This is a genomic window from Pseudonocardia sp. Cha107L01 (assembly GCF_052566575.1).
The window spans coordinates 7885912-7909154 of the sequence record NZ_CP199579.1; the positions used below are offsets into that span (position 1 = coordinate 7885912).

At 66.7% G+C, this 23243-nt stretch carries 22 protein-coding genes; 10 read left to right on the plus strand and 12 right to left on the minus strand.

Annotation, left to right across the window (positions count from 1 at the left end; translation table 11 throughout):
* Nucleotides 1-18 precede the first annotated feature (18 nt).
* On the minus strand, nt 19-1668 hold the full coding sequence (locus ACTXG6_RS37285; protein ID WP_445184018.1) for an alpha-amylase family protein: 1650 nt from the start codon (nt 1666-1668) through the stop codon (nt 19-21).
* Between the two features lie 36 nt (nt 1669-1704).
* Nucleotides 1705-1929: a hypothetical protein gene (locus tag ACTXG6_RS37290; RefSeq protein WP_445184019.1), complete on the minus strand. Its 225-nt coding sequence runs from the start codon at nt 1927-1929 to the stop codon at nt 1705-1707.
* A gap of 1193 nt (nt 1930-3122) precedes the next feature.
* Here ACTXG6_RS37290 and ACTXG6_RS37295 point away from each other — a divergent pair.
* The gene (locus ACTXG6_RS37295; RefSeq protein WP_445184020.1) at nt 3123-4919 is read left to right on the plus strand and encodes an amino acid transporter; all 1797 of its coding nucleotides are present in this window, start codon (nt 3123-3125) and stop codon (nt 4917-4919) included.
* Nucleotides 4920-5026: 107 nt separating this feature from the next.
* On the opposite strand, the gene ACTXG6_RS37300 is transcribed toward ACTXG6_RS37295, so the two are convergent.
* Both ACTXG6_RS37300 and ACTXG6_RS37305 read right to left on the minus strand, forming a co-directional pair.
* A complete protein-coding gene (locus ACTXG6_RS37300; protein WP_445184021.1) occupies nt 5027-5440 on the minus strand; it encodes an NUDIX hydrolase in 414 nt (137 codons plus the stop codon).
* Between the two features lie 91 nt (nt 5441-5531).
* Nucleotides 5532-6845 (minus strand): MFS transporter, encoded by a 1314-nt coding sequence (locus ACTXG6_RS37305; protein ID WP_445184022.1) that lies wholly within the window; start codon nt 6843-6845, stop codon nt 5532-5534.
* Between the two features lie 314 nt (nt 6846-7159).
* Here ACTXG6_RS37305 and ACTXG6_RS37310 point away from each other — a divergent pair, with 314 nt between their 5' ends.
* The gene (locus ACTXG6_RS37310) at nt 7160-7963 is read left to right on the plus strand and encodes a DUF2267 domain-containing protein (RefSeq protein ID WP_445184023.1); all 804 of its coding nucleotides are present in this window, start codon (nt 7160-7162) and stop codon (nt 7961-7963) included.
* Nucleotides 7964-8338: 375 nt separating this feature from the next.
* On the opposite strand, the gene ACTXG6_RS37315 is transcribed toward ACTXG6_RS37310, so the two are convergent.
* Complete coding sequence (locus ACTXG6_RS37315) at nt 8339-9388, minus strand: DUF2267 domain-containing protein (protein WP_445190208.1); 1050 nt, start codon at nt 9386-9388, stop codon at nt 8339-8341.
* A gap of 214 nt (nt 9389-9602) precedes the next feature.
* Here ACTXG6_RS37315 and ACTXG6_RS37320 point away from each other — a divergent pair, with 214 nt between their 5' ends.
* On the plus strand, nt 9603-10031 hold the full coding sequence (locus ACTXG6_RS37320; RefSeq protein ID WP_445184024.1) for a DUF2267 domain-containing protein: 429 nt from the start codon (nt 9603-9605) through the stop codon (nt 10029-10031).
* Here ACTXG6_RS37320 and ACTXG6_RS37325 read toward each other — a convergent pair.
* On the minus strand, nt 10028-10240 hold the full coding sequence (locus ACTXG6_RS37325; RefSeq protein WP_445184025.1) for a hypothetical protein: 213 nt from the start codon (nt 10238-10240) through the stop codon (nt 10028-10030). The two genes, ACTXG6_RS37320 and ACTXG6_RS37325, sit on opposite strands and share 4 nt — an antisense overlap.
* Before the next feature lie 446 nt (nt 10241-10686).
* Between ACTXG6_RS37325 and ACTXG6_RS37330 the strand changes: the two genes are divergently transcribed.
* The gene (locus tag ACTXG6_RS37330; RefSeq protein WP_445184026.1) at nt 10687-11286 is read left to right on the plus strand and encodes a Dps family protein; all 600 of its coding nucleotides are present in this window, start codon (nt 10687-10689) and stop codon (nt 11284-11286) included.
* 10 nt (nt 11287-11296) lie between these two features.
* Here ACTXG6_RS37330 and ACTXG6_RS37335 read toward each other — a convergent pair whose 3' ends face one another.
* From ACTXG6_RS37335 to ACTXG6_RS37350, 4 genes are all read right to left on the minus strand, one after another.
* On the minus strand, nt 11297-11647 hold the full coding sequence (locus ACTXG6_RS37335) for a hypothetical protein (protein ID WP_445184027.1): 351 nt from the start codon (nt 11645-11647) through the stop codon (nt 11297-11299).
* Nucleotides 11648-11685: 38 nt separating this feature from the next.
* Nucleotides 11686-11988 (minus strand): DUF3040 domain-containing protein, encoded by a 303-nt coding sequence (locus ACTXG6_RS37340; protein WP_445184028.1) that lies wholly within the window; start codon nt 11986-11988, stop codon nt 11686-11688.
* Nucleotides 11989-12643: 655 nt separating this feature from the next.
* Nucleotides 12644-13564 carry a phosphogluconate dehydrogenase (NAD(+)-dependent, decarboxylating) gene (gene gnd / locus ACTXG6_RS37345; protein WP_445184029.1) on the minus strand — a complete coding sequence of 307 codons (921 nt, stop codon included), beginning with the start codon at nt 13562-13564 and terminating at the stop codon, nt 12644-12646.
* 19 nt (nt 13565-13583) lie between these two features.
* Entirely contained in the window at nt 13584-14645 is a 1062-nt protein-coding gene (locus ACTXG6_RS37350; RefSeq protein ID WP_445184030.1) for a glucose 1-dehydrogenase, read from the minus strand.
* 344 nt (nt 14646-14989) lie between these two features.
* Between ACTXG6_RS37350 and ACTXG6_RS37355 the strand changes: the two genes are divergently transcribed.
* Nucleotides 14990-15502, plus strand: coding sequence for an alpha-amylase family glycosyl hydrolase (locus ACTXG6_RS37355; protein ID WP_445184031.1), 513 nt, complete (start codon nt 14990-14992; stop codon nt 15500-15502).
* A 74-nt stretch (nt 15503-15576) separates the two neighbouring features.
* On the opposite strand, the gene ACTXG6_RS37360 is transcribed toward ACTXG6_RS37355, so the two are convergent.
* Nucleotides 15577-15978: a DUF5997 family protein gene (locus tag ACTXG6_RS37360; RefSeq protein ID WP_445184032.1), complete on the minus strand. Its 402-nt coding sequence runs from the start codon at nt 15976-15978 to the stop codon at nt 15577-15579.
* Between the two features lie 43 nt (nt 15979-16021).
* Between ACTXG6_RS37360 and ACTXG6_RS37365 the strand changes: the two genes are divergently transcribed.
* On the plus strand, nt 16022-16729 hold the full coding sequence (locus tag ACTXG6_RS37365) for a LysR family substrate-binding domain-containing protein (protein ID WP_445184033.1): 708 nt from the start codon (nt 16022-16024) through the stop codon (nt 16727-16729).
* 240 nt (nt 16730-16969) lie between these two features.
* Here ACTXG6_RS37365 and ACTXG6_RS37370 read toward each other — a convergent pair whose 3' ends face one another.
* Nucleotides 16970-18742 carry a sigma-54-dependent Fis family transcriptional regulator gene (locus tag ACTXG6_RS37370; protein WP_445184034.1) on the minus strand — a complete coding sequence of 591 codons (1773 nt, stop codon included), beginning with the start codon at nt 18740-18742 and terminating at the stop codon, nt 16970-16972.
* A 178-nt stretch (nt 18743-18920) separates the two neighbouring features.
* Between ACTXG6_RS37370 and ACTXG6_RS37375 the strand changes: the two genes are divergently transcribed.
* From ACTXG6_RS37375 to mimD, 4 genes are all read left to right on the plus strand, one after another.
* Nucleotides 18921-20561 (plus strand): methane monooxygenase, encoded by a 1641-nt coding sequence (locus ACTXG6_RS37375; RefSeq protein WP_445184035.1) that lies wholly within the window; start codon nt 18921-18923, stop codon nt 20559-20561.
* A 125-nt stretch (nt 20562-20686) separates the two neighbouring features.
* Entirely contained in the window at nt 20687-21736 is a 1050-nt protein-coding gene (locus ACTXG6_RS37380) for an FAD-binding oxidoreductase (RefSeq protein WP_445184036.1), read from the plus strand.
* 38 nt (nt 21737-21774) lie between these two features.
* A complete protein-coding gene (locus ACTXG6_RS37385; protein ID WP_445184037.1) occupies nt 21775-22887 on the plus strand; it encodes an aromatic/alkene monooxygenase hydroxylase subunit beta in 1113 nt (370 codons plus the stop codon).
* Nucleotides 22884-23243, plus strand: a complete 360-nt coding sequence (gene mimD / locus ACTXG6_RS37390; protein ID WP_445184038.1) for a propane 2-monooxygenase effector subunit MimD — start codon at nt 22884-22886, stop codon at nt 23241-23243. Before ACTXG6_RS37385 ends, mimD begins: the two co-directional genes overlap by 4 nt.

Genomic DNA, 23243 nt, shown 5'->3' on the forward strand with positions numbered 1-23243 from the left:
CGATGCCGTCGACGGCTCCTACGGATCACGCCGCAGCCGGATCCAGCGGTAGCCATAGCCGGCGAGATCGATCGCGCTGAGGTCGACCTTCTCGTCGTAGTAGCCGTCGGCGGCGACGCTGAGCGGCCGGCCGGGTTGGTCGGTCTGCATGCCGACGTCGACCCGGCAAGGCACGTTGGCGAGGTTGTGGAGGAACAGCAGGGCGCCGCTTTCCCCGGACGCGCGGTGCACGAGCACGTGGGGCGGTCCGACGTCGAGCATCATGTGCTGTCCGGAGCCGATCTCCTCGCACTCGCGCAGGGTGTGCAGGGTCCGCTCGAACCAGACGAGCAGGCTGTGTGAGTCGCGGCGCTGGTCGGTCACGTTCACCTGCTTGTACCCGTAGGGACCTTCGCTGATCACCGGCACCGGCAGGTCGCCCGGATCCGCCCGGGAGAACCCCGCGTTCGGGGTGTCGTCCCACTGCATCGGCGTTCGGATCGCCTCTCGCTCGGGAAGCTCGAGGTTCTCGCCCATGCCGATCTCATCGCCGTAGCGGATGACCGGGGTGCCCGGCATGGTGAACTGCAGGCTGTAGGCCATCTCAAGGCGGCGGCGGTCCCCGCCGAGCATGGGTGCGAGCCGGCGCCGGATGCCGCGGTTGTAGAGTTGCATGTTCGGATCGGGTCCGAAGGCGGCGAAGACGTCCTGTCGCTCCTCCGGCGTCAGCCGGCCTAGATCGACCTCGTCGTGGTTGCGCAGGAAAGTCGCCCACTGGCCATGCCGAGGGAGTTCGGGAAGTTCTCGCACCGTTTGCACGACCGAGCGGGCGTCCTGGCGGGCCAGCGCGAGCATGATCGCCTGGTTGAGCCGGAAGGCGAAGATCATGTGGAACCGGCTGGCGGCGCCGTCCGCGTGGCCGAAGTATTCCAGCACCTCCTCGTCCGACACGTTTGCCTCGGCCAGCAGGGCGACATCGCCCCGGTGCCACGACACGCTCTCGCGCAGGTCCCGGAAGCGGGTGTAGTCCGGCTTCGGTTGCTTCAGCGTCGAGCCCGGCTGCTTCGACTCGATCAGGAACGGTGCCGCGTCGACGCGATAGCCCGAGGCGCCGACCCGTAGCCAGGCCTCCGCGATCTTGCGGATCTCCTCGCGCACCCGCGGGTTTTCCGTGTTCAGGTCGGGCTCGAAGGAGTAGAAGCGATGGCGGTACCAGGCTCCGGCCAGCTCGTCGTAGGTCCAGATCTCGTTCTCGACGCCGGGGAAGACTGGTCCTTCGAATCGGTCTGGCGGTTCGGTGTCCGACCACACGTACCAATCCCGGAACGGCGAAGCTCGGTCCGTTCGCGCGGACACAAACCACGGATGCTGGTCGCTGGTGTGGTTGACCACGAAATCCAGCATCACCCGAATGCCGCGTTCACCAGCCCCATTCAGGAAAGAGCAAAAGTCCCCGAAGCTGCCGAACCGGGGGTCGACGCCGTAGTGGTCAGTGACGTCGTACCCGCCGTCCCGTCGCGGCGACGGGTGGATCGGGTTGAGCCAGATCGTCGTCACGCCGAGCCGCGACAGATAGTCCAGCCGTCTCGCCATCCCAGCGAAGTCGCCGACGCCGTCACCGTCGGTGTCCTGGAAGAGCCCAACGTCGACCGAGTAGATAGCTCCGTTTCGGTACCAGCGCTCGACCACGTGCCCCGCACCTCCCCATCCGCGGCCTTCCGGCCATCAGCGCCTCCGGATCACCGGTTCCTCGGCCTTGCCGTATGCCTCTCGCAGCGCCGGGATCAGCTCGTGCGCGGCGTACTCCAGGAATTCCGGCTGGGTGTCCCCACCCACCTGCGCCAGCGCGACGTGCCTGAAACCCGCTTCGGCGAAGGGGCGAAACCCCTCGATGTGCGCGGGGACGTCGGGTCCGCACACGATCGACGCGGCCACGTCCTCGGGTTGCACGCACTGGCTGGCGGAAGGCGAAGGCCGCGGTGCCGGGAAGCTCGGCGTTAACCTTCCAGCCGCCGGCGAACCAGCGGAACTGCTCGTGGGCCCGAGCTACGGCCGTGGCCCCGTCACGGTCCCAGCCAATCGGTAGTCGCCCGATCTTGTGCACCGTCGCGCCCGCCACGTCGTCGAACCAGCGCACCAGGTCGGCCCTGGGCTGCACGGCCACCATCGCATCGGCCAGGTCGCTGACGAGCCGGCGTGAGCCGCGCTGTTCGGTGAGCAGGGTATAGCCGAATGCGACCATGGCGTCCTCTCCAATCACGCCATGCCGGCATCGCCGGCTTATCGGACGATCCTGCTCTGCTGAAGGCGGGTTCACCTCACCCCGACACCGCCATAACCGCGCCCCCTGTCGGACTCGCAAGGGCAAGGTCAGACCTCCTCGTCGATCGGACATCGCGTGGTCAGATGAGGAATATCTCCCACGGGCCACAATGGTGGGGCGGCGTACGAACCTGGGCCTTCATTCGACGGCATCATCGGGCGCGGCGAGCGCGATGGGGCGAGCTGTCCCAATGCCTGGTCCTTGCGTTCGCACAGGGCCGCGGGCAGGGTGAAGCCCCCCACCGGCGACAGCGGTAAGGCCCTCGCGCTGTTGGTGCGCCAGCCGGCAGGGGGATAGCTCAGCAGGCGCAGCTGATAGGCGGTGGCTCGCCCTCGGGTCGGTCAACATCCAGCCCTCAGGTCTATTGCGGGGGTTTCCGGTGAGCACCAGAGGGAGCCGCACGGCCCGCGACGAGGCGGCTGGCGGCCGCAGCTGTGCGCACCGTACAAGTCCGCAGACGCCGGAGATCAGCAGACCGATCATTGCCAAATCGGGGGCGTCGTGCCGCTGATTTGATCACGCAAGATCCGCAACTGCTGGAGCCGTAATCGGGAGTCGGCGCGGTTGCTGCCGGTCGTTCTGCCGGGCCGGTGTGCGCCCGGGTATCTCGCCCCGGTGGGTTGGTTGCAACCGGATAGCCTGCGCGCAGAGTGTTCCCATGGGCGCGGCACACCCGCCTGGTCTCACCCGTCGCGGCCGCACCCGACACTGGTTAATCCACGGTCTGGCCGACAGATCGGCACGACATCACGGTCCGCACACACAGCCACGGCGCGACCAGCGGCGTCACCCGTGGTGGCAGGTCATGTGCCTCACTGGTGTGGACTACTTCTCCACGCTCGGCTATCAGCCGAGTATCGCCGCGCTGGCCGCCGGCTCCCTCTCGCCGCTGGCCACGCTCGTACTGGTGGCGGTCACACTGGGCGGCGTGCTGCCGGTGTATCGGCGGGTCGGCAGCGAGAGCCCAAACGGCGAGGGGTCGATCGCGATTCTGGAACGGTTGCTTCCATTCTGGCGGGGAAAGCTCACCGTTCTGGTCCTGCTCGGATTTGCGGCCACCGACTTCCTGATCACGATGACGCTGTCCGCCGCGGACGCGACCGCCCACCTCGCCGAGAATCCATTTGCCCCGACCTTCGTGCACAGCAATCGGGTGGCGTGCACGCTCTTGCTGCTGATATTGCTCGGCGGGGTGTTCCTTGCCGGCTTCACCGAGGCCATCGGCCTCGCGGTGGGCATAGTCGTAACCTACCTGTCGCTGAACCTCGTGGTGATCGCGACGTCACTCGGGGAAGTCCTCGCACGGCCGTGGCTGTTCGCCGACTGGCAACGTATGTTGCTCGCGGAGCACCATAGTCCGCTGGCGATGATCGGTGTTGTGCTGCTGGTATTTCCGAAGCTCGCCCTCGGGTTGTCCGGATTCGAGACGGGCGTGGCGGTTATGCCGCTGATCGAGGGCGACCCCGACGACACGGAGGACCACCCCGAGGGGCGCATCCGTCGAACGCATGCGCTTCTGGTTACCGCCGCACTGATCATGAGTACGTTCCTCATCTCCAGCAGCACCGTCGCCACGCTGCTGATACCGCCGGCGGAATTCGCCCCGGGCGGAGCCGCGAATGGACGGGCGCTTGCGTATCTTGCGCACCAGCAGCTGGGCAACGGATTCGGCACCATCTATGACTTCAGTACCATCGCTATCCTGTCGTTCGCCGGGGCTTCGGCAATGGCCGGCCTACTCAATCTGGTGCCGCGCTACCTGCCCCGCTATGGCATGGCACCGCATTGGGCCCGCTCGGTACGCCCACTCGTCCTGATCTTCACCGCGATCGGGCTACTGGTCACAGTGCTGTTCCGGGCTGACGTAGACGCCCAAGCCGGTGCCTATGCCACCGGCGTCCTGGTCCTGATCACCTCAGCCGCGATGGCGGTAGCGTTGTCCGCCCGCCGTTCTGGGCAACGGCGTAGCGCGGCCATGTTCGGCGTGCTCTCGGCGATTCTGGCCTACACAACCGCCATGAACATCCTCGAGCGACCGGAGGGTATCCAGATCGCGGCGTTCTTCATCTTCGGCATTCTTGTCGTATCGTTTTCGTCTCGGGTGGTGCGGGCGTTCGAGCTCCGGGTCACCTCGGTAACGCTCGACCCCGTAGCGGAGCGATTCATCAGGCGGCGCGCGCGGGACCCCCTCCGGATTCTGGCCAGCGATCCCTGCGAGGGTGGTGGCCAGGCTGACTACCGCCGGAAGATCGACCGTGCTTGCGCGGTGCACAACATTCCGGACCCGGGCTACATCCTCTTGGTCGAAGTCACCATCAGCGACCCGTCGGATTTCGAGGCGGCACTCCTGGTCACCGGCCAGGAGACTCAGGGATTTCGGGTCCTCAGACTGGTCAGCCCCTCGGTACCGAACGCAATTGCCGCACTCTTACTCGACATTCATGGGCGTAGCGGTACCCGTCCACATGTCTACTTCGAATGGAGCGAGGGTAACCCGGTACTCAACCTGATTCGCTACCTCGTGTTCGGTATCGGCGAGGTAGCCATGGTGACCCACGAAATCCTGCGCGAGTCTGAACCCAACCGATCCCGTCGCCCAGTTGTGCACGTTGCGTGACGCGCGGCGAACGTTACCCGCCATCGAGCCCCACCATGGATGCCGCGCAGCCCGGGGTGATGGCCTGTCCGGGATCGGCCCCGGCTCATCAACTTGGCGCACACGCGCTAATCGAAGTGTGTCTTGTCGGGTTCGTTCAGGGCGTGGGCCAGGCGTCGCCGAATAGCCCGGTGCATGCCCAGCTGGTCGATGGCTTCCGGATCAAACCAGGTGGCGGCCGCGGTCTCCTTGTTGTCGGGCTGGGGTTGTTGATCAGTCGAAGCGGTGGCATGGAAGCACACGGCGAATTGCTGATAGATCGGCCCATTGGCGTAGGCGATCACCTGGCCCGGGTCGCTGTAGATCCCGGCGACGGCGGTGGCCTCGATCGCGATCCCAGCCTCTTCGGCGACCTCGCGGACCAGGGCAGCACGGGCAGACTCCCCGACCTCGATCCAACCCCCCGGGAGTTCCCAACGCCCAGTGTCGGCTCGCTGAGCCAGCAGTACCTGGCCGCGCTGATTACGCACCACCGCGAACACGGCGGGACGGATGGCCTCCGCGCGAGGCGTGTGCGGCCCGCCGAAGTACTCCCTGCGTGCCGCAAACGTCGATTGGCGTGTGCGTGCCACGTCAGCCCGGCCCCGAGCGACCGTCACTGGAATCGATCTCGCTGATCGCGGGAGGTGATCCCTGGAGCGGTTGCTGGGCGGTCTCTCGCATGATCCAGACCGCGACCAGCCCGACCAGCCCAGCGGCCATCATGTAGTAGGCGGGCGTGTAGAGGTTCCCTGTCGTGCGGACGAGGTATTCGGCGACCATGGGCGCGGTCCCGCCGAACAACGAGGCCGCGATGTTGAAGGCCAGAGCCATCCCGGAGTAGCGGTGCGACGTCGGAAACATCTCTGGCAGCGCCGCTGGGGTGGTGCCGATGAACAGCGTCTGGCATAGCCCGAGCAGCAGTAGACCGGCGAGGGTCGCTGACCCGCTGCCGTGCTGGAGCAGCCAGAGTGCGGGCACCGAAAGCACGAGGTAACCCAGGCATGCCGCGGCAAGGACCGGGCGTCGCCCGACCCGGTCGGCGAGTCGGCCCACGAAGGGAATAGCGCCCAGCATCGCCAGCATGGTCACCACGGTGAGCAGCAAGCTGTGGGTGGTGTCGTAGCCCAACGTGCCGCTCAGATAGTTCGGCAAATACGACAGCACCAGATAGTTGGTGACGTCCAGGGCGAGCACCACCGCGATGGCCAAGAGCAACGCGCGTCGTTGCTGGACGACGACGTCGCGGAAGCGGCTGCGAGCCGAGCGCTGCCGCTCCGCACTCTCCGTCCGCTCGAACGCGGGGGTCTCGGCTATGCGAAGCCGCAGCCACACCCCGATCAGGCCGAGCGGCCCGGCGAGCAAGAACGGCACCCGCCATCCCCACTGCTGCATGCTCGCGTCGCCAAGTGCCGCCGTGAGCCCGGTGACCAGCCCCGCCCCGAGCACAAACCCGGTGACCGTGCCGAACTCGAGGAAGGAGGCGAGGAAACCTCTGCGCCGGTCCGGCGACGACTCGCTGATGAAGGTGGAGGCACCGCTGTACTCGCCGCCGGCGGACAGCCCCTGCACCAGCCGCGCCACGAAGAGCAGAATTGGCGCCCAGATGCCGATGGAGTCGTAGCTGGGGATCAGGCCGATGGAGAAGGTCGCCACGGCCATCACCAAGATGGTCGCGGTCAGGATGCGTTTGCGCCCGACACGGTCGCCGAGCAGGCCCAGCAGCACACCGCCGATCGGGCGGACGACGAAGGCCACCGCGAACGCGGTGAAGCTGTAGAGCAGCCCGCTCCCGCCGGTGTTCGGGAAGAACACCCTCCCCAGGACGACCGCCAGGTAGCTATAGATGCCGAAGTCGTACCACTCCATGGCATTGCCCATCGCTGTGGCGAGGACAGTGCGTCGCACCACGGCTTCGTTCATCACGATGGGTTCCTGGCTGCGTACCCGACGCTTGCGCCTACGGGTACGGGAGCCACGCGGTTGATGGCCGGGCATCAGACCTCCCCTAGCGGCTGGGGTTCTCGCCGGAGCCGGTCCGATTCACGCTAGGTGGATTTGCCAGGCGACCGGTATGCCCAGTTGGGTCGAAAGATGAGCACGAACTCACCCCGCGGTGCCGGAAATCCAGCGGAGATCGAACCTGCCGTGCCGTGGTGTGCCCGCCTGCGTCGAGAGCACTTTGAACCGTGCGGGCCGTCCGGCCCGGTCCCAGTACGGAGATGACGCGACTGGATGGGGTGGAGATGGACTATGACCGGTTCCTCTCGATCGTCGCTCGCGGAGCGGGTGTCGACGCGGCAGCCGCCGAGCGCGCGACCCGCGATGTGGTGGTGACCCTGGCCCGCCGAATTCACCGGGGACCACTCGCCGAGGTCACCCGGCATGCCCCCGAGCCGACCCGGGGATGGTTCTCGCCCAAATATCCTCGGGAGACCTTCGACGACGAGGAGTTCGTACGTCGAGTGGCCACCGCGCAGGAGGTCGACGTCGACTCGGCCGCCCGGCGGGTCCGTGCGGTGTTTTACGCGCTGAGCCGGGCAATCCCGGCCGACGCCCTCGACCCCCTCGTCGCGGAGCTCCCCAAGGACTTCGATCCGCTGCTCGGCCCGGCTCGGCGACCGCCGCCGCCGTGGCCTGTCGGGGAGTTTCTGGACCGGGTCGCTGACCGCGCCGGAGTCGATCGAGACATCGCCGCCCGCGCCACCGAGGCAACGCTCGAGATCCTCGCGGAACGGATCACTGGGGGTGAGGTGCGGGATCTCATCCACGAACTGCCCGTTGAGCTGCACCCACCCCTGGAACGCGGACGCGGCAAAATGGCATCCGATGGACTTGCCCGCAAGATGACGCTGGACGAGTTCGTCACCCGCATAGCCGAGCGCGAAAGGGTGCCGGCCGAGGTAGCGCGAGAGCACGCGCGCGCCGTGCTGTCGACGACGCGCGACGCGGTCCTACCCAAGGAGTTCCACGACATCGCCTCCGAGCTGCCGCGCATCTACGTCGAGGAACTCTGCTACCCGTAGGAGGCCGCTTCGTGCACTTCGGGCAGCAGTGAGAGCGTCGGTGAGCGCGAGCCGCGCATGGGGGGAGCTCGGTCCGGCCGCCGTGCACAGTGGCGTTGCCCCCGCTGTGCCAATCCTGCGACGACTATTTGCAGATCCCAGGTTGAAGTTCTCGAGGCCGGTTCCGGGGACGGTACTGACCGTCAACAAGTCTCACGCGCGCGGTGGTTGCGACGGATGATGCGATCTTTAGGTCGGCCGAGGCGCGCCCCGGTTCGTGGCGCTAGGCGGAACTCGTTGAGCTGGACCACACTCTCAGATCGGCGATCATGAGCACGCGTGCCGAGGCGAACAGGCCTGTGATGATCGCTTCGGCGCAGCGAGGCGACCAGGTCACTAGCCTCGGCGGTCGCCCGCTTTTCCCGATCCTCGGTCGGCCGGGCCGATACCCAGCAGGGGCCAGTAGTCGCCCGGCAGTTGCACTCTGATGTCGAAGAACTCGTCACCCATATCTGAGCGCAGAACCGCGAGGACCGCGGGGATGTCGCGCACTGCCCTCTCGACGTCGATCCCGGCGCGATCGGACACCCGCGCGGCAAATTCCCGCGCCGACATTCGCCGGTCCGGTGATTCCACCCCTCGACGGAGAGGTTGGTGCAGCTGCACGGGAAGCCGCGCGGCAAGGTCGACCACATCGCCGGGCGCGATCCGCTGCGCGAGTGTCTCCAGCACTGCCTCGGTCAGGCGGCGTGCTTGCTCGACGCTCGTGTCATTGAGGCTGGCGATCCGGGCCAGCATCCTCTCGCTCGGGTCGAGAACGGATCGACCGGACAGCAACGGTGCGTACTCACGGGGCAATTGCGCGGAGAGGTCAGCGAACTCGTCCTCGCCAATAGCCTGCCTCAGCACCAGGAAGACCGCGGCGGCGAGCTTCTCCGCCGTCCCCGGATCGCTGCCGTCTCGGCGCGCCACTCGGTGGACGAACTCCGCGACCCCGAACCGCTCCGGCGAACCAGCGGTGTGCAGGTACGGCTGCAACTCCGGCGGCAATCTGACCAGAACGTCGGCGGCCTCGCCACGGCTGAGATGCTCGGCCAGGGTGCTCAGCACAGCCTCAACGACCCGCTGAGAACTCGCCCGGTCGATTCCGGCCAGCTGCGCGACAAGCGTAGTGAATCGGTCAATGTCCATAGCGCTACCGGTGCCTCCTCTCGGATCCACGAATCTCACCCACTGTGCACGCGCGTGGGGTGAAGGGCTTCGTCCGTGAACAGCAATTCCGCACCGGTAGCCTGGCCACGACAGGGCAACGATGTCGCCTGTGGGGCGCACCGACGACGTGGACCCTGTGCGAGCGGGGATCCAAGCGGGAGCTCCGCGGCCACTCGTCCTGTGGGGACCGAGTTCGGATTCAACCCTGGTGCCCTCGGGCCCAGGCTTGGGCATTCCCGCGAGGGCACAGTGGAACAGCGACACGCCCCCGAGTACGCGCGCAGGAACGGGCTGCCGGGTTGTGCACGGCAGGGGGCAACGGTCTGCTCAGCCCGCGGAACCGTTTCGTAGCCGCCCAGCTGACATCATCGGTGAACGCGACCCAATCGTCATCGAGATGAAGTCATTCCGGCCAGCGGCCCGATCCACATGGAAAGGATACATCCGCATGGTTGACATTGGATTTCCGCCGTTCGACACCACGATCGACAAGACCAACCACGTGCTCAAGCAAATCGAGGCGGCGCTCGGGTGGTCGAAGGACCAGCGCAACCTGTCTTACCACGCGCTGCGCTCGGTGCTGCACGCACTTCGTGACCGGCTACCGGTAGACGAGGCCGCACAGCTCGCCGCCCAGTTGCCCGTGCTCATCCGCGGCATCTATTACGAAGGCTGGGATCCCAGCAGGGTCCCGATGAAGCTCAACCGGGATCAGTTCTTTGAGCGGATCCGGCGGGAGTTCCCCTACGAAGTCGAAGGCGGCCCGGAACGGCTCGCGCAGACCGTTCTTCGGGCGCTCCGGGAGTACGTTACCGACGGAGAATGGCGGGACTTGAAATCCACGCTGCCGAGCGAATTGGCTGGCGTCCTCCCCTAGGGGGCAGGCGCGAGCTGCAGCCCGGCCAGGATGTTGCGCAGGGTTGTCTGCGCCGCGAGACCAGCAATCGCACCGGCCACACCCGCCGACGCAAGCAGGGACACGCCCAGAGTGCGCAGGGCATCGAACGTCATCAGCATGGCGCCGAGGGCCAGCACGATGACCACCGCGGAGGTCAACCGCCGCATGATGCTGATCTGGGTACGCACGCGGGGGGAATCCGGCAACGGCGACCTCCCGCGCTGCGCCCACCGGGGCCATACGTCCACCGGAGATGGTCAGCTCGGCGACTTCGAATCCGCCCGCTCGATCTCGAGGAACCGCTCGGCGAGCCACACCAGCGCCGGCCCGTTCGGGTTCACCCCCGGAATCAGCTCAAGCACCTCGTACGCCTCGCCAACGCATCGCGAAACGAGTCCGCGCTGCTCGCTCTGAGCCTCAGACGACGCAGTCATGATCACCCCTCAGCTCGAGCGATATGGAGATCAGTTGCTCGGTGTTCGTCGTGCCGGCTCCACCCTGGCAATAAATATTGGTGAGGGCGCCGATCCGGCGGGGTGAGGTTCGGCTACGCGATTCAACCTCATGGACCGGGGGCCGCCCGCGTTCCGGCGGGTCAGTATTAGCCGACACATCCCCACGCTGAGGAGTGCCGGTGACCACCACGCCCAGCCGGACTGTCGGCACCCAACCATGGCTGCACCAACGCGGTCGCGAAGTGCAGTCATTCGGCACAGTGCGACACTTCCCGCTCGCCCTGTCGCGCGATGCCCGTATGTACTCCTGCCAACGGCTGAATCGCATCTCGGCCGACACCCAGATCCTCTACGCGCTGTACAAGAAGCACCACTGGCTGGTGCGCGGCCATACCTTCTACCAACTGCACCTCCTGCTCGACAAGCATGCCGGCGAGCAGCTCGCGCTGATCGACACCCTCGCCGAACGCATCCAGACCCTGGGTGGAGTGGCCGTTGGCGACCCGCGACACGTCGCCGAGCTCACCCAGATTCCCCGCTCGCCGGACGGGGTCGAGGAGGTCCCGGCCATGCTCTCCCGACTCCTGGAGGCGCACGAGTCCATCCTCATCGATGCGCATGACGCCGCTGCTCACGTCGCAGAGCTGGGGGATGACGGCACGAACGACCTGTTGGTGTCCGAGGTCATCCGGACGGGCGAGATGGAGGCCTGGTTCCTCGCCGAACACCTAGTCGACACACCGCTCGTGAGGGCGGACCGCCCGGAGGAAGACCGGTAGGTCCGGTGCGCTAGTGGCCTTGGCTTGCCGGCGCGCCGGACAGCATCGGGAGATCTTCCCGGGTGGCACGGTGTTCGTCGCTGTCCCGAATCCTTCGCCGCGGCCGGCCTTCCGCACCGGGTGGTACCGGGATGAACCGCCGCGCGATCGGTCTTCCCGGTACCACTCGGTGACACACCGGGCAGAACGGAGCACCGTCGACATCGTATGGAGACGGCATCGGCACGCCGTTCAGCGAGAAGAACTCCCACGTATCGCCGACCGCGTCGACGTAGAGCACGACGTCGTATTCAGCCTCCGACTGCCAGTGCGACTCGGGGCAGCGGAAACAAATCCGCTCCACCGCGATATCTGTGATCATTTGACAGCTCTTCCCGCCTAGTCTCCTATGGCCTCGAGTTACGGCTCGTCGGATTTACGCCATCGCCGAGCGCGTGAACCCCGTGCCCGGCCGCATTGACGAATCGCAAAAACGGCGCCGGCGAACAGCCCCGCCACTAGTCCCGCTGCCGGCTCCGACAGGGCTATACAGAGTGTGGCCAGCAGCACCGCGACCACAAGCATAATGTCTTGAATGCGCTTCCTCGCTCGAAATGATGAGGTCGACATGTCCCGCGCCATAAAGGCGGCGAGGCGGGGGTTCTCCGCGGACAGCCGCTTCTCGATTTCGCACAGAGCCTCGCGTTCCCGCTCAGTCGACATCTGATCTCCTCATTCGGTCCGCCCCCGGTCAGGCACATCGGTTGCGACAGTCCGGCTTGGTGTGACCTCCACAGTGGTCCACGCGCGGTTTCGCTGCATCGCGCCATAGGGCGCAACCTCGCGTACCGCTCCTGCCCCCGCGTGACGACATCGCGTGACGATATGGACCGGGCCGGTCATTCCCGTTCGCTGCCCGCCGCGGCCGCCGGTTCCGTTGGCCTCCGGTCCGACGGGAGACACATAACGCTGCCATGCGTACGTGGTGATCGCCATCACCAAGATCAATAACATGAGGATGAGCAACTCGATGCCCTCTGGATTCCATCGGAATGACTGCTCAGATTCACCGGTCACCACAAGCACACGGCGAATTCCAGCAACGCGTTGGCGTTGGCGGCGGCGGAGATCCTACAAAGGCGTTCCGGTCACCGGCACAGTCGAGGAGATCCAGGGCGCTGCCGCCGCGATGTTCTCGCTGTTTCCCGAGCCCCAACAGCTCAGGAAACTTCCAGAAGGTCACCCAGGTCATCCCGGTGAAGATCGCACTCACCACAGCGGAGTCGCTCTAGTCCCCAGCATGAACGTCACCGTGCATCGGCAGGCGAACCTCGGATCACCATTCGGGGCCTGGGTAGGATCTGGCGCCGCTCGCCGGTCACGAACGCACCAACCCCTCGACAACCTCGTGCACCGGGTGCCCGCCGAAGCCGTGCCGAAGCAACGCAACCGCCTTGGCCGCCGGCGTGTCGAGGTCGCGGTAGCTCATGAGCGCTTGCTGGCTGTCAGAGACCACCAGCGACGGGATGTCGCGCTCCAGCGCCCAGCACAGCAACCATTTCACTTCACCGGTGTCCTCGACATAGGTGGACAGTCGTGACAAGTCGGGGTTGTCGCGCAATCCGTCGCGCATCAGTTCCACCAACCACGAGCGGATGACCGAGCCGTGGCTCCAGTTATCGAACACGGCCGGCAGGTCGAGGTCTAACTCCGAGCGCATCAACAGCTCAGCACCCTCGGCGATCGATTCCACCATCCCGAATTCAATGGCGTTATGGACCAGCTTCACAAAGTGGCCCGAGCCGGGCGGGCCCACGAAGAGCGTGGCACGTTCATCAAACGCCAAATCCTTCAGCAGCGGCTCGATCAGTGCGTAGCCCGCGCTGTCACCACCGGCCATAAAGCATGCACCGTGTCGCGCGCCCCACAGTCCGCCGCTCGTGCCGAGGTCGACGAATCGGATGCCGGCCCGGGCGAACTCGCAGTGACGGCGGCGCGAGTCCTCCCAATGTGAGTTCCCGCCGTCCACCACGACGTCGCCGGGCGCGGAAAGTGCCCGCAGCTGCTCGCACACGCGCTCGGTCGGATCACCATGGGGAACATAGATGAGCACGATTCTCGGCGATTTCAGCTTGGCGATCAGATCCTCAAGCGATGCCGCCGGCTCCATCCCGTCGGCGGCGAGCTCGTTCGTGGCGCTCGCCTCCGAGTCGTAACCCACCAGGGTGTGGCCGTGCTCGATCGCGGCGCGCGCAAGGTTGGCGCCCATCCGACCGAGGCCGACAATTCCTAACCTCATTTCATCTCCCTGCTCATTTCTATTGCCCGTCAAGAGTGAAGTCGATGACCGTCTTGATCTCGCTGCCACGCTTGTCGAGGGCCTGCCTCCATTCGGCGAGCGAAACACGGCGAGTGATCAGGCGAGCGAGCCATTCGGGTTCAGCGGCGGCCAGCGCGTCGGCGGCGGCGGCGAAATGGCGACGGTTCGCGTTGACAGATCCGAACACGACATCGTTTCCCAGAACGAAGTTGTTGTTGAGCGTTCCCACGTCGACGTTAAGGGCTCGCCCGCGAGAGGAGACCCCGAGCAAGCACGCAACCGTCGCCGGTGGCGTGACCCGCACGGCGTCGACCACAAGCTCAGGCACTCCAGTGCACTCGAGCACGACGTCGGGATCCGCCGCGTGGCACGCATCCGCGACCGTTCCACTGTGGTACGAGGCGCCCAGCAACTGGGCCAGCTCCGGCTTGGGGCCGTCCCGCACCCGGTCCAGGATGTGGACTTCGAGCCCTCGCTGGACGCCCAGCAGCGCTGCCAGCAGACCGATCGGTCCCGCGCCGGTGATCAGCGCTCTCGCCAGCGGCGGGCATGCCCGATGTTTGATGCGATCGATCTGCTCCCAAGCCTTGGCGACGACGCTGGTCGGCTCGGTCAGGACGCCGAGCGAACCCAGTGACGGGTCTACCTTGACGGCGAACTCCGGCTCGAGCGTCACCCACTCGGCGCCGTAGCCGTCGAGTTCCTTGATGCCCCGCTCGCGGTAGCGGTTGTTTCGGCACATGTCGAACTCGCCCCGAGCGCAGCAGACACAGGGATCGGGATCCGGTCGCCGCACGATCCCAGCGACGAGGTCACCCACCGCGAAATCAGCGCCCTCGGGTGCTACCGCGACCCGCCCGAGCGACTCGTGACCGAGCACCAGCCAGTCGCGCCCCGGCGGAGACCAGCCATAACGGCCCTGAAGGATTTCACGGTCTGTTCCGCACACCCCGAGCGCTAACGTCTTGATCAGCAGTTGGTCCTCGCGCCGGCTCGGCTCCTCCAGCTGGCCCAATCGCTCCCGGCCGGGAGCCCCGGGGCTGACGACGATGCCGAGCATGTGTCTGCCTTACTGTGTAGGCCGACGTTCTTTGTGACTCCGATGTGAACACGTGCGCAGCGGTGCGGCCGGCCGCGGGATAAGCGAGCCGGTTGAGCCTCCCCGCACTCGGTGTCCGCCTCCTGTCAAATCGAACTGGAGGTGAGCCGGTCACGAATCGTGCACCAGGTCGAAATATTGGATCCCTTGTTGGACTCGTCGGGCCTATCAGAGCGAATATGGTAACCGGTACACCGGACAGTGGCGGAAAGGGCGCCATAGATTTGGTGTCGGCAGGCCGAGGTCCGTCAGGTCGGAGCGGGACAGAGTCGGCAACGGTTGTTCGCCACCGTTGGGTGGACGGCGTGGGCGATTTTGCTGGAATGACGAGCCGACTCGATTACCTCTCGCGGCTCGGCGTGACAACGATCTGGCTCAACCCGATCCACCCTTCGCCGCGACGGGACGGCGGGTACGACATAACCGACCATTACGGCGTTCACCCTCAGTTCGGCAGCTTAGGCGATTTCTGTGCTTTTCTGAATGGCGCTGGCGAACGCGGCATTCGGGTGATGTTGGACTTCGTAGCCAACCACACCAGCGACCAGCATCCATGGTTCACCTCTGCCCGGAGAGATCGCGACTCGCCGTTTCGAGACGTGTGGTCGGACACCGAACCCCCCGACCGCTTCGAAGGGCAAGTCTTTCCGGGCGACCGGATCCGGTGCCGCAGCGGCCGACGGTGCGGGGCCAATCGCTGCACGCATGGCGTGCTCGACTGCGTCGCGGAGCCATTCGAAGGCTTGTTGCTTCGCGGTCCAGAACACGACGCTGTTCTCGTCGGTGACTGCTTGGTTGGTCTGCTGCCCGACGCGTGATCGGCGCTCGGTGTCACCGCCGATGCTTCGTGGCCACATTGCCTAGCGGGTGACCGACGCCGAACGGACCCCGCTCATCCCCCGGCCGGATCGTCGGGACGCCTCTCGGACCGCTCGGCCCGCAGTCGGGCCTCCGCGCGCTGCGCCTCGGCCCGGGTGTTGCGCTCGCGGCGCAGCCACTCCGGCTGCTCCTCCTTCAACGCCGCGATCTGGGCCGTGGTCAGCGGCTCGGTGATCTCGGCACGAGCCAGCCCGGAGATCGACACTCCCAGTCGATCCGCGACGACCTGGCGGGGGTGCGGGCCGTTGCGTCGCAGCTCGCGCAACCACTCGGGCGGATCGGCCTGCAGGGCGTCGAGCTCGTCACGCGAGACCACCCCGGCCCGGAACTCGTCGGGCGTCGCGTCGGGGTGCACGCCGAGCTTCTTCGCCGCCGTCGCGGGCTTCATCGTCTGGGTCGACCTCTGCCGCGTCATATGCCCAGGATATCGGGGCCGGACCAGCCGATAGCATGGGCCGGTGACCGAGCCGGGCGACACCGCAGCCTTCCGGCTCGGCTACGTTCCAGGCGTCACGCCGGGCAAGTGGGTGCGGATCTGGGCCGAGCGCTGTCCCCACGTGCCCCTGGAGCTGGTCATGGCGACCACGGACGAGGCGGTGGAGCTGATCCGGACCGGCGCGGTGGACGCAGCCGTGCTCCGGCTGCCGATCGACCGGACCGGGCTCCACACGATCCCGCTCTACACCGAGACCATCGTGGCCGTCGTCCCGAAGGAACACGTGGTCGCCGCGACCGAGGAGGCCACGGTCGCGGACCTGGCCGACGAGATCGTCCTCCGCCCGCAGGACGACACACTCGTCTGGCCCGGTGACCGGCCGGGGCGGTCCGCGGAGTTCGCCCCCGCGACGACGGCCGCGGCGATCGAGCTCGTCGCCGCGGGCGTCGGCCTGCTGGTCGTCCCCCAGTCGCTGGCCCGCCTCCACCACCGCCGGGACCTCGTCTACCGACCGCTGGCCGACGCGCCGGGGGCAGGCGTCGGTCTCGCCTGGCCGGACGCGGAGAACACCGAGCTGATGGAAGAGTTCATCGGGATCGTCCGCGGGCGCACGGTCAACAGCTCACGCACCCCCCACCGAGACGGAACCCCAACACCGGGCAAACCTGCCCCCACAAAGAAGAGCGTTGCCCGGCGCCCTCCCGCCCGGCGCGGTACGCACCGTCGTTGAGTTCATCCACCGACCCGGCCACACAGCCCTCGGCGGTGAAGTCAACGCGTCCGCCATCGCGCCGACCGGGAGGACCGGGAGGACCGGGAGGACCGGGAGGACCGGGAGGACCGAATACCGGGCTGGGACGCAACCAGCCGCCCGGCCTGCAGCGCGTTCTGCAGCAGCCCCTCGGACACTCTGAGTAACCGTCCCTCTACTGTGGATGGCGGGACCGATCCTTTCTGCCTGTCCGGAAGCTCACCTGACAAGATCGATCGCGTAGCGCCTGATCTTGCGGTAGATGGTCGCCCGCGACATGTGGAGTTCCTTGGCCGCGGCGAGCTTGTCTCCGTTCGTCGCGGTGAGGCTGTTGACGATGGCATCCCGTTCGAGCGACTCGAGCGGGGTGAGCATGCTTCGGCTCACCGCGCGACAGCCGGGTGGCAGGTCCTGAGGTTCGATGACACCGGAACGACACTTTTGGACTGCGCTGCTCAGCGCGGCCTGCAGTTCGGTCACGTTCCCGGGCCACCGGCCCCGCAGCAAGTAGTTCATGGCCTGCGGTGAGCAGCGCACCGGATCACGGGGGCGCAGCCGAGTCAGCAGGACCGGGACGATGTCGCGGAGGTCATCCGGCCGATGCCGCAGTGGTGACACGGCGACGGTGACGGCGAACAGGTCGAGAAGCTCGTCGAAGCCGGGGCCAAGGTCGGTTGTCCTGGTCGTCGCCACCAGCCGCGGCGCTGAGCCGCCTCCGGTGTGCTGCGCCACCGGCCGCAGTTCCGCGAGAAGGTTCGGGAGGATCTCCGTCGGCAGCAGGTCGATGCGACGCAGCACGACGGTGCCCCGCCCGGCCGACAGAGCGACCCGCACATTGTGGAGCCAGCTGTCGGCGGTCGCGGCTGCGCCGGCGTCGAACACGTCCACGAACCTCTCCGGCGCGTGATACCGGTGGACGGCGTTCGCCATCGCGAGCTTGCCCGCCCCCGGCTCTCCTACCAGCAGCAGGGGCCCTCCGTCCCGATATGCGCGTAGCGCGTCGCGGCAGCAGCGCTTCCAGGTCAGGCTCGAGCCGGCGAGGCCCGGTACGGCCGAGGGCCCGCGACGGGGAGCGGTCCCGAGGTCCACCACCGGTGCGTCGAATCGGACGGCGACCACGCATCCGGCCAGCCCGGACTCGCTCCACGCCGGCGTGCACTCGAGCTGTGCGACATTGTCGGTGAGCTCGACGAGCAGGGTGCGGGGGCGGCCGCTCTCGATCGTGTCTGCGGCCTGGGCGAGCAACAGTGACTGATCCTCCGGCCCGAGTGTCAGCCGGGCAGCCTCGTTCATCATCATGACGTCGTTGTTCGTCGCCAGTACCGGCAGGCCGGTGCGTCGGCAGGTCGCGTGGTACTGACGTAGCAGTGCCAGCTCCCGTTGGCCCGCCGCGGCGAGCAGGGTCTTCTCGATACAGGTCGCGGTCTTCGCGGCGAGCGCCGCCAGCAGGGGTGTGGCTGTCCGGTGCCAGGTGGTCAGGTCGAGCAGGCCGATGGTCTTGTGACTCACCGGGTTCCGGATGGGCGCGCCGAAACAGGCGAGGTTGGCCAGGCCGTCGGCGTAGTGCTCGTTGCCGATGACCGCGACCGTGCTGTTGCGCTGCAGAGCGGTGCCGATGCCGTTGGTACCCACCTCGCGTTCGGCGTAGGCGAAGCCGGGAGCGAGGTTGACCTGGTCAAGCTTTCTCTCCAGTGCCGTGTCGTCGGTGGATCTGCCGAGAACGACGCCGTCCAGATCGGTGAGGATCACGCTCACCGGTTCGCCGCTCAGGAGGTCGGCCAGCTGGTCCAGCTGCGGCCGTGCGATCTCAACCAGTGGGGTGTCGAGGTTCGCGCTGCCGACATACCGCACCTCGACCCTGTCGGCCGACACGTTCCAGTCCTGGCATCGCCGCCAGGAGTCGAGGATCGCCGCTCGCACGTCTACGGCGGCGCCCTGCTCAGAGGCCAGGAAGTGCGCACGGGCCTCCGCCACCAGGCGTTGTGCGGCCACGCGGTGCCGTCGTGGGTGCTCCATCGCTCTCCCGGTCCGTAGACGCGTACCAAAACGGTAGCCCCGCCTGACTGTGGGACAGGTCTCAGCCTTGAGACGCATCGAGACCGTCGCGCCATGTCTGATTCCAGGCACCGCGATGACGAGCCGACAAAAATCCGAGCACCGGAGGTCAGGCGTGAGCCGACAAAGTCTCAGCAAGGCACACAAGAAGATCACGGAGCTGTCCTGGGAACCGACCTTCGCCACTCCCGCGAAGCGGTTCGGCACGGACTACAAGTTCGACAAGGCCCCGAAGAAGGACCCGCTCAAGCAGATCCTGCGCTCCTACTTCCCGATGGAGGAGGAGAAGGACAACCGCGTCTTCGGCGCGATGGACGGCGCCATCCGGGGCAACATGTTCCGGCAGGTGCAGGAGCGGTGGATGGAGTGGCAGAAGCTGTTCCTGTCTATCATCCCGTTCCCGGAGATCTCCGCGGCCCGCGCGATGCCGATGGCCATCGACGCGGTACCGAACCCGGAGATCCACAACGGCCTCGCCGTGCAGATGATCGACGAGGTTCGGCACTCGACGATCCAGATGAACCTCAAGCGCCTCTACATGAACCACTACATCGACCCGGCCGGCTTCGACATGACCGAGAAGGCGTTCGCGAACAACTACGCGGGCACCATCGGCCGGCAGTTCGGCGAGGGGTTCATCACCGGCGACGCGATCACCGCGGCGAACATCTACCTCACCGTGGTCGCGGAGACGGCGTTCACCAACACATTGTTCGTCGCCATGCCAAGCGAGGCCGCCGCGAATGGCGACTACCTGCTGCCGACCGTCTTCCACTCGGTGCAGTCCGACGAGTCACGGCACATCTCCAACGGCTACTCCATCCTCTTGATGGCGCTGGCCGACGAGGAGAACCGCACACTGCTCGAGCGCGACCTGCGCTACGCCTGGTGGAACAACCACTGCGTCGTCGACGCGGCCATCGGCACGTTCATCGAGTACGGCTCGAAGGACCGCCGCAAGGACCGCGACAGCTACGCCGAGATGTGGCAGCGCTGGATCTACGACGACTACTACCGCAGCTACCTGATCCCGTTGGAGAAGTACGGCCTGGTGATCCCGCACGACCTGGTGGAGCAGGCCTGGGACCGCATCAACAACGGCTTCTACGTGCACCGCGTCGCCCAGTTCTTCGCCACCGGATGGCCGGTCAACTTCTGGCGCATCGACCCGATGACCGACGCCGACTTCGAGTGGTTCGAGCACAAGTACCCCGGCTGGTACAACCAGTTCGGCAAGTGGTGGGAGGCCTACGCCCGGCTGAGCAAGCCCAACGGGCACAAGCCGATCGCGTTCGAGGACGTCGGCTACCAGTACCCGCACCGCTGCTGGACCTGCATGGTGCCCTGCCTCATCCGCGAGGACATGGTCACCGACAAGGTCGACGACCAGTGGCGCACCTACTGCTCGGAAACCTGCCACTGGACAGACGCCGTCGCGTTCCGCTCGGAGTACCAGGGCCGCCCGACACCGAACATGGGCCGGCTGACCGGAAAGCGGGAGTGGGAGACCCTCTACCACGGCCGCGACCTCGCCGAGGTGGTCTCCGAGCTCGGCTACGTGCGCGACGACGGGAAGACGCTGATCCCGCAGCCGCACCTGGACCTGGATGACCCCAAGAAGCTCTGGACGCTGGACAACCTTCGCGGCATCGAGTTCAACAGCCCGAACGTCCTGCTCAACCAGATGTCCGACGCCGAGCGCGCGGCGCACATCGCCGAGTACAAGTCGAACCCGAACATCACGCCGGCAGCCTGACCGGCGCGGTAGCCACCCCGTGGGGACCGAGCCGGGCGCAGCCACCGGAGTGCATGTCGCGGTGCACTCCGTTGGCCCGCCCGGCCGGTCCACCCCACCCCCACCACCGTTGAGGAGTGCGGCTGATGGCCGACAAACACACGGTCCGGTTCGAGCCGGTCGGCATCGAGATCGAGGCCACCGAAGGCGAGACCGTCCTGGACGCGGCGTTCCGGCAGGGCGTGTCGCTGATGCACGGATGCCGCGAAGGCCAGTGCTCGGCATGCAAGGTGTTCGTCCTGGACGGCGAGGTCCAGATGGACCGCTACTCGACGTTCGCACTGGCGGACTACGAGAGCGACGAGGGCTACGTGCTGATGTGCCGCGCGCACGCCTACAGCGATCTCGAGATCGAACTGGAGAACTACGACGAGGACATGATCCGGTCCGGGCTGCCCGTGGTGACGGTGCAGACCACGGTCGCCGAGATCACCGAGCTCAGCCACGACATCTCGCAGGTACGGCTGGCGCTGCCCGATCCTGGCGCGTTCCGCTTCCACCCCGGGCAGTACATCGACATCGCGGTCCCGGGGACCGAGGAACGCCGCTCCTTCTCGATGGCCAATGCCGTGGCGAAGCAGGGCTGCCTGGAGCTGATCATCAAGCGGTATCCCGGTGGGCTGTTCTCCGAGATGCTGGCCGGCTCGCTGTCGGTCGGCGACCAGTTGGAGGTGAGTGGCCCGTACGGCGCGTTCACCCTGCGGGTCTCCTCGGATCGGCGGTTGGTCTTCGTCGCCGGCGGCGCGGGCATGTCCGCGTTGCTGTCGCTACTGCGGCAGATGGCCGACAGCGGCAGTGACCGGGAGGTCGTCTACTACTACGGCGCCCGGACCGAGCAAGACCTGATCAAGCTGGACGAGCTCGCCGAGGTCGCCGGCAGGCTGCCGAACTTCACCTTCGTGCCCTGCCTCTCGGAGAGCTGGCCGGAGGACTGGCCAGGGGACGGCACCGGCGCCACCGGCCTGGTCACGAAGGTCCTCGAGGCGCGGGAGCCCGGACTCGCCCAATGCGACGTCTACCTGTGCGGGCCCCCTCCGATGATCGACGCGGCGCTGCCGCTGCTGGAGAGCGCCGGAGTACCCGCCGAGCAGGTCTTCTACGACAAGTTCACCATCTCGGCCGCCGCCGAGGGCTAGACCGTGCCGCCCATCCCCCAGCAGAGAGAAAGTGCCCGATGACGAGCAGCCCCACCGCGCCCGCCTCCGAGCGGAGCTTCCCGAAACCCGAGTTCACCGGGGCCGAAGCCGGCCTCCTGGAGTTCCCCAGCTCGAAGAGCCGGACCTACAACTACTTCACCCCGGCAAAGCTGCGGGCCACGGTGTACGAGGACGTGACCCTCGACGTCCAGCCCGACCCGGACCGGCACCTGACCCAGGGCTGGGTGTACGGCTTCGGTGACGGCCCGGGTGGCTACCCGAAGGAGTGGACCGAGCTCCGCTCCGAGGACTGGCACCGGTTCCTCGACCCCAACGAGGAATGGGAACAGACGATCTACCGCAACAACGCCAACGTGGTGCGGCAGATCCAGCTGAACCTCGCCAATGCGAAGAAGGCCAACGCCTACCGCAACTGGTCGTCGAGCTGGACCCGGTTCGTCGAGCGGCACCTGGGCGCGTGGATGCACGCCGAGCACGGCCTGGGCATGCACGTGTTCCTGTCCGAGCAGCGGTCCGCGCCCACCAACATGATCAACAACGCGATCGCGGTCAACAGCACCCACAAGCTGCGCTTCGCACAGGACCTGGCGCTGTACAACCTCGACCTCACCGAGTCCGAGATCGATTTCGACGGCACGCTGCACCGCCAGGCCTGGCACACCGACCCCGCCTGGCAGGGCGTGCGGGAGAACGTCGAGCGGCTGACCGCGATCGGTGACTGGGCCGAGTCGCTCTTCGCCGCCAACGTGGTGTTCGAGCCGCTGGTCGGCGTGCTCTTCCGCAGCCACCTGGTCATGCAGATCGCCGCCCGCAACGGCGACTACGTCACCCCGACCCTGGTCGGCGCCGGCGAGAACGACTACGACCGCGACCAGCGCTACACCCGGGCACTGTTCCGGCTGTTGACCACCGACGAGACCCACGGTGAGCACAACCGGGAGGTGCTCGCCGGGTGGTTGGCGCGCTGGGTGCCGCTCAGCGTCAAGGCCGCGCACCAGCTGCAGCCGATCTGGTCGCAGCCGCACGAGAAAGCCGTGACCTTCGCCGACTCGTGGCAGGCCGCTACCGAGGGCTTCCGCGCCCTGCTGTCCGACCTCGACCTCCCCGAGCCCAAGGAGCTGTCCCAGTGACCAGCGTGCAGAAGCCGCAGTTCGGATCGAGCACCGGCTCGTCCAACATGTGCGGCGTCACCCTGATGAACAACCAGATCGGCTACATCGTCGCCGACCTCCTCCGCGGCAAGGAGGACGTCACCGTCGAGGAGTTTCCCTCGATGATCCGGGTGGACGCGAAGAACGTGCTGACCTTCGACTTCGCCGAGATCACCGACATCGTCGGTTCGGAGTTCGACCAGACGGACTTCGAGGAGATCATGTCCACCCACTACGGCCGCATGGTCCATTTCGACGACCGGACGATGCTGTTCGCCAATCCCGAGGACGCCGCCGACTACATCGACTTCGACCTGCGGCCGGTGGAGGACTGA